Consider the following 16,408-nt stretch of genomic DNA (forward strand, 5'->3'; position numbering starts at 1 on the left):
AATCTGGTGGGTAATAATTATGAAATCCTTAAATACAAACGGGATATCGAAAAGAACCGGCATTACCAGGTGCTGCCGGCCTTGAGACTTAGTGAAATGTATTATATCGCTTCAGAGTGTTCGTACGATGCTGATCCGGCAAAAGGGCTGTCGTACCTCAACATTGTGAGGGCCAGTCGTGGAATGGGAACCGATGTAACGGCAAATAATAAAGAAGAGTTATTGAATGAACTGGTAAAGGATGCCCGGAAGGAAATGTATGCAGAGGGGCAGCTATTCTATATGTACAAAAGGTTGAATCGGACTATTGTAGCCCTGTTAGGTAGTAGTAATATTCCACCCGGCGACCAGGTTTTTGTGATGCCGCTGCCTGTTAACGAAATTGAATTTGGTCAACGTTAAACAACCGCACTAGTTATGAATAAAATTATGATCATTTTAATGGCGGCTGTTGTAGGGATGGCTGCCTGCAAAAAAGAAACAATACCAACTTTTACCGGTTCCACCGAAAATATATATTTCAACCTGGAACCTTATGGCTATAAAGACAGTTTGTTATACACTTTTGCCAAGCACCCCGAAATGCGAAGTGATACGGTATGGGTGCCTGTTCGTATTTCAGGCAACCGGGTCGATAGTGCCATGACCTTTTCTGTTAAAGTAATTGACTCGGCCAGCACTGCCCAGGTGAACAAACACTACCAGCCTTTGAAAGAACAGTACGTGTTGCCCGCGAATGCAGGTCCGTCGTGGTTCCCGGTGATCCTTTATAATACCGATACACTGATGCTCCAGCGCTCGTTTTCACTGACCATTCAACTGGTTTCTACCGGCCGGCTTCAAACCGATTTCAAGCAGCAGCTTACTGCACGTATTGTTTTTTCTAACAGGCTCGAAAGACCCAAGTGGTGGGATAAGTGCCCGTTAGGAGGGAGCGGCTATACAATCGTGAAACATTTGCTGTTCAGACTGTCAGCAACTACAGACGACGTTCCCACCGGGCAGTATGATATACCCATATGGTTATACTATACTGATAAGCTTAATGTCTTATTGTCGACTCCTAAAACATGGATAGCCAATAATCCCGGTAAAGGATATGACCTGTACCCAAGACCGGATGGCAATTATGATTTTTATAATCCTGCTGAACCGGAGAAAAAGTTCCTGTACAGGAGAAAAGGCACTACTAACTCGTTCTATTTTGTTGATGAGAATGGTAATGACGTGTTATAGGTTAACTGCTTAAAAATATTTTAATGAAACGATTATTGTTGGTCATGCTTACGGCCTTTGCGCTGCTACAGCTGGCCTGTTATAAAGATAAAGGCAACTACGATTATCATGAGGTAGTGAAACCGCAGGTAACGAACTTCGATTCGATATATTATGCATTTGTTGGCGATACCCTGATTATAAAACCAACTGTAATGAGTACTGATCCCAAAGCGAAGTTTGGCTTTTCCATGCGGATCGGCATCCCACAGGAAACGCGGGATACAACGATCTCAGGTTACCCGCTAAAATTCTACTTCTCCCTGCCGATCGATACATATCCCGCACGTTTGACTATTACTGATAGTTCAAATGGAATGAAATATTTCATGGATTTTCAAATACAGGGTGTAACACAGTTTACAAAAGGCGCCTTGGTGTTGAGCCAGGAAGGAAATACTTCCCAGCTTAGTTTTGTGAAGCCGGACAATACCGTAATGCCCCGCATTTACCAGACATTAAATGGGGCCGACCTGCCCGGAGGACCTTTACAGGTAATTGATCTTATTAAGCAACAGGTTACACCAGTACCTACTCTGGGATACTGGGCCACTTTTACCGGGTCTAATGAGGGCGGCATGCAAGTGAACACCAATACCCTGTTACAGGTGAAAACCCTGCGCGAGAACTTCTTTGACAAGCCGGCCGCTGCAACGCCTGGTTACCTCGAAACTTCAGAGAATGGGGTACTGCGAGGCGTTGTCAATGGTAAATTGTACATGGGTTCCTGGCAAACCTATTGGTATAGTGATGTGTATGGTTATTTTGGAACGGCGCCCATTGGGGATTACCAGTTTTACAGGCGGGTAGCTTTTAACAATGTTATCCCTTACGGTGTGGGCTATGATATGAAAAACAAACAATTTGCGGCGTTCACCAATTTCGGGTCCCTGGCATTTAGCGGCGCTAATTACCAGGTAACGAATACTACAGCATTTGATCCCAAGAATATTGCGCTCGATCTGATACATTTTCAGCAGATCAATGATGGTCCCTGTTATGCTTTTGGTAAAGCCGCCGATGGTACTTTATATGAATTGAGATTTCTCATCGCGTATATGGGATTTATACAACTGAGTCCGGATTATAAACGGCCATTTGCACAACCAGGGCTGATCACCCCCACCACCAAATGGACCGGTTCAAAGAAAGAAGTATTTTACTTTACCTCGGGTGATAAGATCTATCGCTACAATCCAACGAACCAGAGCTTCACTCCGCTGACCACCGATTTTGGCGGCAAAGCTGTAACTATGATCAAATTGAGCAATGATGAAAATACGTTGATGGCCGGCGTTGATGGCACTGTATACTTCCTTGATATCAGCACCGGTAAAAATGGAGATGTTCTTAAAAAGTATACCGGTATACCTGGATCACCTGTTGATATAACTGTTAAACAATAATCAATTAATTCTAATAAAAACAATAGATGAACAAGACCTCACTGAAACCATTTTTGCTGAAAGCTATAGCCTTGCTGTTGATAGCCAGCCCTGCTGCAGCACAGAAGAAAGCGCCCCAATTTGTGATCACCGCAAAGGTGGCGCATATGACCGATAGTATTGTATACCTGAACTACGGCACCATGGGCTCTTCCAAAACCGATACGGCAAAAGTTACCAATGGCAGCTTTTCTTTTAAAGGACATGTAGAGGAACCCGTTCCCGGTTTTATTTTTACAAAGACCTTTAAAGTAAAGATCGACCTGTTTGTTGAAAATACACCGATCGCGATAGTAGCCGATGTAGACAGCATGTACAATACCAAAGTAACCGGTAAAGGCGCTACGCAGGAGTTTGAGGTGTTCAATCAAAAGCTGATGGACAACCGCAAAAGAACCATCGCGCTTTTTCAAAAGGCTTATGATGCGAAACAGGCCGGTGACAGCGTAACGGCAAAAATACTGCAGGCAAAAGCCGACAGCCAGTATAACTGGGAATTCAAAGCCCGCATTGCCTATGTTGGCGAACATCCAAAAAGCTATGTAGGCGCCAAGGAATTACTGGGCTATACCAGCACCAATACCCTGGCCGCCAGCATTAAAATGTACGATAAACTGGAACCCGCTATCAAAGCTGCCAGCATCGGCAAAGAGATCGCAGCCCGTATCGATCTGTTAAGCAAGGTAGAAGAAGGAAAACCTGCCCAGGAGTTTACACAAAGTACACCCGATGGCAAACAGGTTAAACTGGCCGACTATAAAGGCAAGTATGTATTGATCGAGTTCTGGGCCAGCTGGTGCGGACCCTGCCGTGCTGAGAACCCCAACCTGTTGAAGCAATATAAAATGTACAACAGCAAAGGATTCGATATACTTAGTGTGTCACTCGATAAAGAAAAAGAGCCCTGGTTAAAAGCGGTTGAGCATGATGCACTGCCCTGGACCCAGGTTTCTGACCTGAAGGGTTGGAGCAATGAAGTTGCCGTATTGTATGGTATCCGTGCGGTGCCTGCCAGCTTCCTGCTTGATCCCACCGGTAAGATCGTTGCCACCGGTTTACGCGGCGAGACCCTGAACCAAAAGTTGGAATCGCTTTTTGGAAAAACCAACTAGCCTTTTACTAACAACAACATGAAAAGCCCAATAGAACAGTGAATGGTGGCCAGTCAGTGGGAGCATACATCCGATGTCCAATTCATGACCGCCTGATTTATTAATGGATGAGTGCTTGAATCCACCATTCATCTTTATCACTGACTTGAAAGTCTGCTCAAAGGCGTCCCGAATTTTTCGGGGCGCTTTTTTTTATGATGGGTGTGGAGGATGCTGTAAATAATATTTATTAATTTGGCGCCTTACCATTGCCAGATGAATAAAATTTTTAGCCTGTCCATTTTAACTACCTTCTTTTTAATAGGTAGTATTTCCGGTATTTGTCAGCCGGTGAATGGTGTCAAAGTATTTGATAGTGTAAAAAGTTATTTCGAGCGGAATTACGCCGGGTATACCGATAAAGTAACACCCGCCACCAGGGCCGCTTACCTGGCATATACCCGCCAGGCATATGCCTGGGCCAAACGCGTCCGCTCAAATGCTGACTGTTTCTTTGTTATTGATCACTGGCTCGATTATTTTAAAGACAACCATGTTTCTATCAGGATACCTCCTCCCGATACAGTAGAAACGATCCGATTGGTTGAACAATCTCTTCCGGAAGGTATCTATTATACTGCCGACTCGGTATATAAAGTAGGGGTGCTTAAAAGTAAAAAGGGGTTACGTTCCTATGTGGGCGTGATATTGGAGTCACGGGCGCCCACCTGGAAGCCAGGGCAGGTCAAGTTTGAACTGTTTGATGCCGGGGAAGATCAGTTTAAGGGGATCTGGTATCTTCGCAATCATAGCGCCTATATTTCCACGATGCAGGGTGATTGGCAAAAGGGGCTGGCCTCGGAGGGCTGGTTCAAAAATGGCGTGCGTGAACAACAGGAGCCGGTTAAACCTTTGTTTGAAGAAGAACAACACCTGAATACATTCTATAAAAAGCTGAATGACTCTACTGGTTATATCCGCATCAGGACTTTTGATCTTTTTGAAGCAAAGCACATAGATTCTGTGATCCGGGCCAATCTGGCAAACATTCAGTCTATGCCGAAGCTGGTGATTGACCTCAGGTGGAATGGCGGTGGCGGCGATCGTTCCATGTCATTTTTACAACCCATCATTTATACCAATCCGGTAAAGCATACAGGTGTTGATCTGTTGCTGACACCCGATAATATTACTGCCTGGGAAAAAGCTATTGATAAATACCGGACTGAAATTCCTAAAAAGGAACTCGATCACCTGACGCAGCTGCTGGATATAGGCCGGGGAAAGGCGCGGACGGCTGTCAATTTTGCCTCAGATAATACAGATACATTACCGGCAGTATGGCCCATGCCGGCGAAGGTGGCAATTGTTATCAATCACGGCTGTGGCAGCACCACAGAAGAGTTTTTGCTGGTTGGCAAACAAAGTTCAAAAGTAGTGATGGCAGGGGAGCCTTCAAAAGGTGTGCTTGACTACTCGAATGTAGTGGTGAAAGATTTTTTCAGCCCCGATTTTGAATTGCATTATCCCACCACGCGTTCAAGAAGGATCGATGCAGGGCTGGGCATCGATAATGTGGGTATACGACCGGATATTCCGCTCGACCTGAATTCCAACAACTGGTTGAATGAATTGCTTATAAAAATGTAGAAAGTTGACCAGTTGACCAGTTGACCAGTTGACGAGTTAACCAGTTGACCTGTTGGCCAATTGACATGTTCTTTCTGGCCGCGAAGGGGCTTTCTGCCTCGCCCGCCGAAGCTTTAGCGAAGGAGGGCCTTTTGCCCTTTGCCTTCTTTTGCCGTTCTTTGCAAAAAGTAACACAGTAAATGGCAACCAGTAATATAAAAGTAGGAGAGTTCAACACCTTAAAAGTCGCCCGGGCATTCGATTTCGGCATGTACCTGGGAGAAGATAAAGACGTGGTGTTGCTGCCCAAACGGTTTATACCGCCCGGGTTGAAGGTGGGGGATGATGTGAAAGTATTTGTATATCACGATTCGGAAGACCGCCTGATTGCCACCACCCAAAAACCGTTGGGCGTGGTAGGCGATATTGTAAACCTGCCCGTAGTATCAGTAACCAAACTGGGCGCTTTTATGGATTGGGGCCTGATGAAAGACCTGTTTGTGGCCAAATCACAACAGTTGATGGGGATGCGGGTAGGCGGTCATTACCTGGTAAAGATCTATCTGGATGAAATGACCGGCCGGGTAGCCGCCACCGAAAAGATCGAACGTTTTTTAAGTAATGAGGTGCTTACTGTAAAAGAGCAGGACCCTGTTGACCTGGTGGTATACCGTCGTACCGATATCGGCTATGTAGTGATCATCAACAACCTCCACACCGGGGTATTACACCACAATGATATCTTTCACGAAATACAGGTTGGTGATAAAATAAAAGGGTATATCAAAAACATAAGGGAAAATAACCTCATAGATGTTGGTTCCGGCAAAATGGGTTACCAGCGGGTAGAAGATGAAGCCGGCAAAATAATGCGGTTACTGAAAGAAAACGATGGATACCTGCCTTACCACGATAAATCGGACCCCGAAGAGATCTATTCTTTTTTTGGAATGAGCAAGAAGACCTTCAAAATGACAACGGGCAATTTGTACAAAAACAAAAAGATCATTTTTACGCAAACAGGTATTAAGTTGGTGGAAGAGTAAAGAAATGCTTGAAAATATTACAAAGGGTATATCAAACAGGATGTACCCTTTTTTATTTTGGTGAACCGGGAGAGCAATCGTGAAACGGCAAACGTGAAACGGCAAAAGCCGACTATTTTCGGGTGGGGCTGAAAACTCGGCACCCAGTCTTGCCAGCCAGAGTATAGGAATTGGTTGCGAGTCCGCCAGCTCCCCCTCCACCGGAGGGGGCTGGGGGGGAGGCCTTATCTTAAGACCCCGTAGAAGAAAGAAGTATTATCAGATATCTTATACAATCCCCCTATCAGGGGAAGATTGGGAATATTGGTGCTAACATAATCTACTTTAAAAACTGCATCGTTGGCGAAATAATTCTGCAGGGCTGCATACTCTACAGAACGTTGGGTCCAGTTACCATCGTAGCTGGGGTTGCTCAGGGTTATTATTCCATTGACGTACGTGTACGAATAAGTAGCAGTGGCGGTGAATGGCGATGTATTGGCCGGGCCGTTGCGTGTAATAAGCTGAACGGTATTGGAACTGGCCAGTACAAACCGGATGTCTATTAGCGAACGTTTCGGGTTCATTTGTGCCAATTTAGTTTGGCAGGCCTGGTACACAGCGTTGAAACCGGAGTTAATACCTGCAGGCGGGTTTGGTGGGATATACAACTCCTTGTACAGGCCATTATACGCAAACAGGTTCTGCATAAGCAAAATGGGTACGCTGTTTTGATGCAACACGTATTTAGTGCCGTCTGCGGCATATAATACAAAGTCGCCGTTCTCCATGGCTGCTTTTACAAACGTTACCCCGTTCACCACTATGCCTTCGATGATATTGATGCCCACATCCTCATAATTGAATTTGCCTGTCACCTTTACCACATTGCCGTTATTGTCGGAATACTGGATGGTGATTATTTTGTTCGAATTGTCGAACAGCAACTGAACCTTGTTGTTGAGTCCGGGCAGGGTAAGGTAGTTGTATGTTTTTCCAACAAAGTAATTATTGAAGGCATCTATGTTGGCTTTGTAGGCGGCGCTCAGGTAACGGTTCTTTTGTTCGGCAGTTGCTTTTATCAGCACCAGGTCGTTCTTGTACTTAAAGCCGCGCAAAATAATGCTGTCGCCATTGATGCGCTGGTATTCAAATTCCACATCGCTTTGCAAACCTGAACCGGCATTGCCCCCATAGGTGGCAGGGTTAGGGTCCTGCAATTTGGAGATATAATTATACGTATCGAAGATAAGGGTGGCGTTCATCACCCATTTTATGCGATAGGTAGAGGTATTGGGCTTTGTGGCGGATTCACTGTCGAGGTCGGCCACCATCGTAATGGATTGTGATGGTTTGAAATCCATATAGAACCCATAGCCACCTTTAGCAGAGGTGGTGAGGTAGGCCCTCCAGCCGTTTTCAGCACTGTTCAACGCGTTGTTGAGTTCATTTATCCGGGCCGACATTCTTTCCTCCGGCGTTTCGTCGAAGAGTTTTGTGTCATCCTTTTTGCAGCCGGTGACAAGCAATAAAACAGCAAGTATATATAGCAGTTGTTTCATGATCGGTTTCATTTAGAATTTACCATAGAAATAATTGTCCGGCTCGTTGCTCACATAAAACCCGGCAAACTTCAGGTAATTGCTACCGCCGTCTGTTGCTGTTGCCGGGAACCAATCGGCTTTAAACAGTTTGGTGGCCAGGTAATTGTTCAGTGGGGTAAAGAAAGGCAATGCGGTCCTGCCGTTTGCATATCCTGAGGCATTGCTGCCGTTATCAAATTTGGTGAAGGTGATGTCATCATTGGCGTTAATAGCAATGTTATAATCGTACCAGGCCACACCCACGCCAGCGGCATTAACGAGCGTGTGTTGCATTTGTATTACTGTGGGCGATACAAATACCACGTTAAAAGAAACCAGCGTATAGCCAGCGGTAGCAAGTCCTGCTTTTACGTTGTTCCATACCGTTTGAAATTTGGCCGACTGGCCAAACCGGGCATAATGCGGTTGGTTGAAATCCACTACCAGCGGTTTGGCCAGCAGGTTGTTTTGCCAGGCGTACATAAAGCCCCTGGTTTTATCGTTATAGGTAAGGCGCAGCACGTTGCCTACTTCATATTGCAGTTCACGAAAGTTGATGTTGAAATACTGTTTAAAGTAATCCACCACCAGGGCTTCCTTCTTCTTCAATTTTGTTTGTCCATCGGCGCCGGCCGCTTTCGCATAACTATCAAACCATAACTGGCCCTTTATAAGCAACGCGGCTACTGTTTCCGCAAAATCTTCGTTGTAATCCTGTCTCGCATACCTTGAAACAAACCCCAGACTTTTGGCAACAGCTTCGGTATTCGTGCCGTTTGTCCAGTCAACCATATAATCGCCTTTTGTTACCAGTAGAAAATCCGGTGGGATGGCGATCGACTGGTTAAGGATGTGGGTGAACTCGTGGTGAATGGTCAGCATTTTAGTGCTTACCTGTGCCGGATTGGTAAAGTCAAGGTTGTTGAGATCATACAAGATCACACGGCGGCCGCCATCGGCTGAACCCAGGGTAAGGGAGCCGTCAGTATTGTAAGCCGGTGAACCGAACAACACAAATTGTTTGGGGGTATAGGTTTTAATGAACGCCACACCCGCCACCTTTTCATAGGTTTTCAAAAAGATGTTGATGATGGCCTGGGCCGTGGGTTGCACTTTATCCAGCTTAACCGGCGATACATCTTTACCAACATCGCCTAGCAGGTCCCGCTCGTAGCGGTATTGCAGTTGAATGTTATACGGGTTGGTTAAATTATCGGTGATCCAGTTATCCAGGTCAGTAGTTGCAGGATTGTCTACTATGTATTTCGACATATCTACATCGAGGGCAGAAGATTTTCTGCAGGAGGCCACGCTCATGAGCAGCAGCCCGCACAAACCTGTATGTAATATATTTTTTAGTGTCATTGTTATCTGGGATTTAAAGGTACGCCTGAAGTAGTAACATCCTTGGGTAGTTGAAACACTCTTCTCGGGTCGCCGGGTGGCAGTTCGGTAAAGGTTTCAGTACCATGGTCGTCTATCTGGTTGTGTTTTACCGTTAGGTTGTTGCGAAGAATGTCCATCCAGCGAATACCTTCCAGGATAAACGCGCGTTTTTTAGTATCGAGCAAAGCTGCCAACAGGGCCTGTTTATCATCCGTTTTACCGGTAAAGGTTTTTGCTTTGGCAATGGTAAGTCCATTGTTAACCGGGTTATAGTCATGGATCCTTGCGCGGGCCAGCTCGTTCAGGTCGGCAATGGCCAGGGGATAATTTGCTTTTTGAATATAGGCTTCCGCCCGGTTCATCAATGCTTCGTCAACGGTGAACAGGGGCATCATGATATAAGGCAGACCGGTTCCCTGGGCCACATTGGTGTAGTAAAAATATTCCAGGTATTTACCCGGGGTATAATTGGGTTCGCCATAGTTGCGGAGGTTGATGCGGAAAGGAAGGCCAAATACCGTAGTGCCCGTACTTTCGTTTTTTACTTTTTCGCCAAAGCCATACCGGTTACCGCCGGCACCTTCCTTGCGTTGATAAATGGACTGCGTATTTGCCAGCAACAGGTTAAAGGGCCGTTCAGCTTTTGTATTCTCGGCTACAATTTCATCTGAACTCAACGACCATAGGTTGCCGCCATATTGGTGCAGGTTATCGTAAAAATTGTTTTCAGGCAGTATGGCGCTTACCTGTTCTATCACTTTATCCCAGTCTCCTTTAAACAGGTAAAAGCGGGCGGCAAATGCATGGGCGGCCTGTGGGTTAAAATGAAATTTAGGCACGTCCCAGGAGCCTGGTTTCAACAGCTTCATGCCATCGGTGAGGTCCTGTTCAATTCTGTCATACACGCTTTGTACGGTGCCCCGGTCGTAGGGTTGAAAAACCACGGTTTCGGGTTTATCAACGTAGGGGATACCCAGGCCAGCATTGGCGCCGCCGGGTACATAAGGATCTGCAAAATGCATGACCAGCATGTGGTGCACATAGGCGCGGGCAATCAGCGCTTCGCCTTTATAGGGTAGCACCTTATCGCCGAAATTGTTTTTTTCAATGGCATCGAGCGCATGGTTGGCCGAAGCGATGGCCTTATAACACGAGAGCCAGTATTCGGCCGGGGTGCAATCACCGGTTCCTTCCGGGTCGCGCCAGAAATACAGATCCGTAAAAGGCTGCCCTTCTTTAGACGCAATAGTCGTTCTGTCTTCCGAATTATCAGCAGCCGTTTCATTAAAAAGATAGGTCCTGTCGGGATAAGCCGTCACCAACAGTTTCGCTACCTGGTCCATCGTATTTATTTCCGCCCGGTTGTCAGGGTTTTCGTTCAGGTATTTTTTGCAGCTAACTATTGAAAGCAGTAGCGTGTAAAGAGAAATATATGTTAGTAGTTGCTTCATTTATTTAAAGTTCAAGTTACAATTACAGTTTTACGGTTGCTGGTTGCTGAGGGCCTCCCCCCAACCCCCCTCCGGTAGGAGGGGGGCTAGTTCCACAGATGCTTATTGGTAGAGGCCGAGCGCAAGCGAGGCCCTTTACCGCGAAGGAGCTTTTCTGCCTCGCCCGCCGAAGCTTTAGCGAAGGAGGGCCGTCTTCCTCGCCCGCCGTCCGCGTGTCGCTGAAGCTTTAGCGGAGGCGCAAACCTTGGCGTAGGCGGGCCCTTTGCCGCGACGGGGCATTTCTGCCTTCTGCCTTCTGCCGTCTGCCTCGCCGCTTCATGATCAAAAGCCTAACTTCACCGCCAAAGTATATTGCTTAGCCAGAGGCATCGCCACTCCACCACTATTAATAAACTCCGGATCGGCGCCAAACAAATTCTTGTCGGAGTACAACAAGGCAAGGTTGTTGCCCACGAGCGACAAATGCGCATTCCGGATCTTCGCTGGTTTCAGCCATTTGGCCGGCAATTCATAATCGAGCGACACTCTTTTCAGGCGAATGAAATCACCTTTGGCTACCGCTTGCGTGCTATAGTTATAAGCATTGTAAGGATACTGTCCGTTTATAACCGTACCATCATTGTTCACCACGCCATTATTAACATGGTACACTCCTAATAAAGAAGGGATGTTGGTGCGGGCTTCATCACCCGGCATCAGCCATCGGTCGTTCAGCCGGTTGCTGAGGGTATACATATCGGAATAAGAAGCGGCAAAATTCAATTGCGGCCGTACATAGTTGCCGGCAGAAAAAGTGACCAGTGCGGACAATGAAAATCCTTTCCAGGAAAAATTGTTATAGAACCCACCGGTAATGGAAGGGTCTACCGGGCCGTGATAAACGAGATAATCTTTGTCTTCATCCTGCAAACGAATATAGCTGGCGGAGGGTTTGCCCTCCTGGTCAGTAAACAACGGGTAACCGTAGTCGTGGTCTAGACCGGCAAAGGGAACGGAATACAACCCGCGTTGGGCATGTCCTAACCGCATGCCGCCTTCCGGTTGTACGTTCGACCAAACGCTGGGGTTCACCCGCAGGTTGGTGATCTCGTTTTTATTAAAGCTTACATTCAATTGCGTACGCCAGCTAAACCCCTTATTGGGCATTTTAACCGGACTGCCACCGATAGTGAATTCAAAACCATGGGCGGCCATGTCGGCATAGTTGGCTGTTTTTACATATTGTCCGCCAATGCCCGATGTATTGATGGGGCCGATGAGGTCAAAAGATCTACGGCGGTACCAGTCCATAGTAAGGTCGATCTTGTTGAACAGCAACAGATCGGTACCAATATTCAGCTCATACATTTTTTCCCAGGTAAGCTCCCTGTTCTCGAGGCTATTGATGTAAATACCCGATTCTTTGTCGGCATCAGCCGGACGAATAGTGATGCCATTATAGTACAGTGCGGCTGCATTATGCGCATCACCAATGCTGGCAGTCATACCATAAGTGCCGCGCAGGGTAGCGGCGGAAATTATGTTGGTGAGTTTGCCGGCAAAGAATTTCTCCTGATCAAGGTGCCAGGCGCCCGATACGTTCCAGGTGGGCAGCCAGCGGGCTGTTGTTGATTGGCCCATTTTGTTGCTGCCATCGTAACGGCCCGTCACATTCACGCTGTATTTGTTGTCGAAGGAATAAGCGGCCCTTCCCATGAAGGCGGCAAACCGGTCTTTCCCGTACGACATGCTAAAATAAGGATCACCGCCTTCGATCATTTTTTTGAAGAAGCGGTAATTGGGATTTACCAGGCCGCCATTCTCATATTGATAACCGATGCCTTCATAGTCGGAGTTCTGGCGATCGATGCTGCGCAATTCCATGGAGCCGAAAAAGTTCACCAGGTGTTTATTGCGGAAGGTGTTGTTGTATTCAAGGTTCTGGCGGAAATATAAACTGCGTAGGTTATTGAGCGTGGTATTAAAGAAACCGCCTTCGGGCAATACCACTTGCGGCAGCGAGTTGGGATTGCCGGGATCTTTATACAGGTTGATATTATTGGCCGCGATGGTGGCGTCGTAATTGGCGCGGAACGCTTCCACCATGTTGGAGCCTTCTTTTATATAGTGCTGCTGTGTATTGTTTACGTAGCGGTAGGAGCCGTCGATAGAATATTCCAGTTGTGGAATGATCTTGTATTTAAGACCCATTTGCACCTGCAGATCGAGCGATTTCAGCTGAAGGTAATTCGTCTCCAGTTCATTTAAAATATTGAAGGGCGCATAATTCCTTACAAAATATTCGCGGTTGCCATCAGCATCGTAAGGCGTCATCAGCCGGCTGGTGTTCAGCGCATAGGAGAAAGGGTTAAGATCGAAGGCCCGGGTATTGGCGCCATGCACCGGGTCAGGGTCCCGATTTAAGGTGCCGGGTGTACGCTGGTCGCGCACGGAGCCGTTCACCATAACATCTCCCCTGAACCGGTCGTTCATTCTAAAGCTGTTGCGAAACTTCGCCGTATATCGGCTTACGTTGTCGCCACGCGTCCAGCCATTGTCCTTCATCATGGAGGTGGAGAAATAGGTTTGGGAGTTGGGCGAACCCGAGGTCATGCTGAGGGAATGTTCCTGTAACAGCGAGTTTTTAAACAATACATCGAACCAGTCGGTGTTTGCTTTTGCATAGCGTTCCAGGAAATTTAACCTGTCCTGCAGCGTATTTTTGAGTGCGTAAGAATCGGTTGATGGATCGTAATTGTATAGCTCGTTGTACATTTTGTAAAAGATGCCACCGTCTTTTGCGCGCGAAATAGAGCTGTGGTTATAATAGCCTTTGTTCTCCAGTTCCAGCAGCACTGAAAGCTGGTCGGCAGAATTCATGATGTCGAATTGATTGTACGAAGGCTTTCCGTAAGTGGTAAAGCTGCCGCTGTAATTGATCTGCGGCGTTCCGTTGGTGTTCTTTCCTCTTTTCGTATTCACGACAATTACGCCATTCATGGCGCGTGCCCCGTACATGGCGGTGGCTGCGGCGTCTTTCAAAATGGTGAAGGATTCAATATCGTCGGGGTTGATGCCGGCAACAGAAGAACCCATGAGCGTACTGGCGTCGCCGGTGGAAAGCGCTTCGTTGCTGATGTTTACCACCTCTTCCAGGATAATGCCATCCACCACCCAAAGCGGTTTGTTCTCGCCCGAAAGAGACGTAGCGCCGCGTACGTGTATTTTAGGCGCTGCACCAAATGTGTTCGATACATTCTGGATAGATACCCCGGCCACCTGCCCTTCGAGCATACGGCTAACATCGGGTATACCATCGCGTTCGGCAGCTGCGGCGTTCACTTTGGCGGAAGCGCCGGTAAACAATTTTCTATCTACATTCTGATAACCCGTTACCACTACTTCCTGTAACTGGCTGTCTGTTTCCTGCAGTACTATGCTCATCACGGGGGTAGCAGCGTTCAGTTTTACCTGCTTCGATGCATAGCCGATAATACTAAATACCAGGGTGGCTTTTTCGGGTACACCTTTCAGTTCAAACCGGCCTTCGTTATCGGTAGTAGTGCCGTTGGTAGTGCCTTTAATTAGTACAGATACCCCGGGAAGGGGAGCGCCGGCAGCGCTTTTCACCACCCCGGTTACTGAAATATTGTCGTTGGCCATGGCCGGAAGGGAGACGATCGACGTTAGTAAAAAGATCAATGTCATCCATAGCAATGCTTTCGCCGGGAGCCGCCCATACCGGGAACGGACGCCCTCATAAGCAGTAATAGTCATACTGTGTGCTTGTTAGGTTTTTTAAGGTTTACCAAGTGTGATAACGTTAAGCCATAATGCCTTCGGCCAGGGAATGGTGTTATTCATCCCCCGGACATGGTAAGTGCCCTGAAATTATTGTGACTGCTGTGCGCTGCGGTTAAGGACAGGTTCTGCCTGCAAAGATGCAAAAAAACGAAAATTATTCCTTTCCGCCCGTAAATTAACTGTTACGGAGGTCCGCTTTAAAAGTTTTAATGATCCTGATGGGTGCAGTACCACTTTTAGGTAATACCTCAAAGGAAACCCTTACGCCCAGGATGGTCAGGGGTGCTGATGCTTTTAGCTGCTGGCCCTGGTACAGCTTCGCTTCGGTGAGGTTGGAAGTTTCATTACCGGCTACGGCAACGATCTCCTGATGAAAGTTGCGTACCGCTGCATAGTTTTGAATGAAGGGATTTATAATATATTCAATTGAAGCTATATCAAGTGTGTATTGTTCAGACAAAGGGCCACCCACTTTTGTATGTTGTATAATGGGAGGAGCGCCCAGGTAAAAAATACCCAGGGGTTCATTGAATACAGGTGCAAAGCCAATTACCTGCGTGTTATCAAGTCCCGGCAGCGCCAGGGTAAGTCCTGGTATATAACCTACCAGGTTGTAATCGAGCCGTATTAAAGCGGGAACGTCGAGCTTGCAATCAGCTATGCCCAGCTGCGGTACCAGGGTAGCATTGAGTTTATTGCCGGCAGCGCTGTCGAAGAGTGTTTGTTTCAGGTTACTGATAACAGAACCGGAGAAGATACCGGATAATTCATCGAGCCCGCCCGCTGATTTCACATGTGCCTGCATGTTGCTGCCGATGGCTACGCCGCGGGCGGAAAGATCATTAAAGTTCAAACCGGGTTTTTGCAGGAAGAGCATTTTGTTGCCGGCAGGTTTGCTGTTGAGCGATAATTCCATTATCCGGGCAAAATTAAAGATCCAGCCAAGTTGAAATTGTTGCCAGTTGAAATTGGCCATGTTAGGGTCGTACGCTATTTCAAACTGGGAAAGATACCAGGCGTTTTGGATAATGGGCCAGGGTTCAATAAGGGAAGCATTCACCGATTTGGTGTTCATATCAACGATCAGCTGGTCGGCAAAATTGAGTATATGGGTTGAACCTGCCGCTACGCCATATACGCCAATTCCGTTGATCAGTGAACGGAAATTGGTTACGGAAGGGTTGCTTTCCATTTCGTTATAGGTGTAATACCGGATTACACCCCTGAATTTATTGTATAATATAAAGAAGCGATTGGCGCTATTCAGCGAGTCTGAAAAGCTGTTGTACACCAGTTCCCAGCCATCACTTTTTTTAAAGTCATAACGCAGACCGGGGTCGTAATTCCTGGTTACCTGGTTGCTCCAGGGAACTGGTACGGCCGGCTGGCCGGGCGCAACAGGCATGTATTGGGCCTGTTCCCAATCGAAGACAAAATTGTATTTGGTTTTTGTGGGTGGAACGGTAGCGTTGGCCGCTATGGTTATCACGGGTTGGGCCGCATTGCCGGCAATGGCTGTTTCTTCAACCTGTAAAGGCTTTTCCGCAACGGAATCATGGTTCTTCTTACAGCTTATAATGGTAAAACTGAATATGAGTGCGGCAATAACGGGTTTGTATGGAAGAGTGATAAGGTGCTTTTTCATGATATGAGGTTGACGCCCTTACAAGACAACCTAACGGGGGTATCTGTTGCATTAAAAAAATGTTAGCCGGCGGGAAGTTCTTTTAAAAAAACGGG

Annotated in this window: 11 protein-coding genes; 6 read left to right on the plus strand and 5 right to left on the minus strand. The window is 47.0% G+C overall.

The features are described 5' to 3' along the window. The 6 genes from ACJ751_RS18915 to ACJ751_RS18940 all read left to right on the plus strand — a co-directional run. Positions 1 to 402 (plus strand): RagB/SusD family nutrient uptake outer membrane protein (locus ACJ751_RS18915; RefSeq protein ID WP_407747081.1); only part of this gene is annotated, 402 nt, incomplete at its 5' end. 15 nt (positions 403 to 417) lie between these two features. Then, positions 418 to 1,236 carry a DUF4843 domain-containing protein gene (locus ACJ751_RS18920; RefSeq protein WP_407747082.1) on the plus strand — a complete coding sequence of 273 codons (819 nt, stop codon included), beginning with the start codon at positions 418 to 420 and terminating at the stop codon, positions 1,234 to 1,236. 23 nt (positions 1,237 to 1,259) lie between these two features. After that, positions 1,260 to 2,681: a PKD-like family lipoprotein gene (locus ACJ751_RS18925; protein ID WP_407747083.1), complete on the plus strand. Its 1,422-nt coding sequence runs from the start codon at positions 1,260 to 1,262 to the stop codon at positions 2,679 to 2,681. Positions 2,682 to 2,707: 26 nt separating this feature from the next. Next, positions 2,708 to 3,832 carry a redoxin domain-containing protein gene (locus ACJ751_RS18930; RefSeq protein ID WP_407747084.1) on the plus strand — a complete coding sequence of 375 codons (1,125 nt, stop codon included), beginning with the start codon at positions 2,708 to 2,710 and terminating at the stop codon, positions 3,830 to 3,832. A 255-nt stretch (positions 3,833 to 4,087) separates the two neighbouring features. Continuing rightward, positions 4,088 to 5,461, plus strand: coding sequence for a S41 family peptidase (locus ACJ751_RS18935; protein ID WP_407747085.1), 1,374 nt, complete (start codon positions 4,088 to 4,090; stop codon positions 5,459 to 5,461). Between the two features lie 179 nt (positions 5,462 to 5,640). After that, positions 5,641 to 6,486: a S1 RNA-binding domain-containing protein gene (locus ACJ751_RS18940; protein WP_407747086.1), complete on the plus strand. Its 846-nt coding sequence runs from the start codon at positions 5,641 to 5,643 to the stop codon at positions 6,484 to 6,486. Between the two features lie 224 nt (positions 6,487 to 6,710). On the opposite strand, the gene ACJ751_RS18945 is transcribed toward ACJ751_RS18940, so the two are convergent. The 5 genes from ACJ751_RS18945 to ACJ751_RS18965 all read right to left on the minus strand — a co-directional run bounded on the left by ACJ751_RS18945 (position 6,711) and on the right by ACJ751_RS18965 (position 16,313). Then, positions 6,711 to 8,027 (minus strand): DUF4302 domain-containing protein, encoded by a 1,317-nt coding sequence (locus ACJ751_RS18945; RefSeq protein ID WP_407747087.1) that lies wholly within the window; start codon positions 8,025 to 8,027, stop codon positions 6,711 to 6,713. Positions 8,028 to 8,039: 12 nt separating this feature from the next. Next, positions 8,040 to 9,413: a substrate import-associated zinc metallohydrolase lipoprotein gene (locus ACJ751_RS18950; RefSeq protein ID WP_407747088.1), complete on the minus strand. Its 1,374-nt coding sequence runs from the start codon at positions 9,411 to 9,413 to the stop codon at positions 8,040 to 8,042. Between the two features lie 2 nt (positions 9,414 to 9,415). Continuing rightward, positions 9,416 to 10,885: a RagB/SusD family nutrient uptake outer membrane protein gene (locus tag ACJ751_RS18955; protein ID WP_407747089.1), complete on the minus strand. Its 1,470-nt coding sequence runs from the start codon at positions 10,883 to 10,885 to the stop codon at positions 9,416 to 9,418. Positions 10,886 to 11,206: 321 nt separating this feature from the next. Then, positions 11,207 to 14,641 carry a SusC/RagA family TonB-linked outer membrane protein gene (locus tag ACJ751_RS18960; RefSeq protein ID WP_407747090.1) on the minus strand — a complete coding sequence of 1,145 codons (3,435 nt, stop codon included), beginning with the start codon at positions 14,639 to 14,641 and terminating at the stop codon, positions 11,207 to 11,209. Positions 14,642 to 14,843: 202 nt separating this feature from the next. Beyond that, positions 14,844 to 16,313, minus strand: a complete 1,470-nt coding sequence (locus ACJ751_RS18965) for a hypothetical protein (protein ID WP_407747091.1) — start codon at positions 16,311 to 16,313, stop codon at positions 14,844 to 14,846. Between the last annotated feature and the right edge of the window lie 95 nt (positions 16,314 to 16,408).

This window comes from Niastella sp., assembly GCF_045805085.1.
GTDB lineage: Bacteria > Bacteroidota > Bacteroidia > Chitinophagales > Chitinophagaceae > Niastella.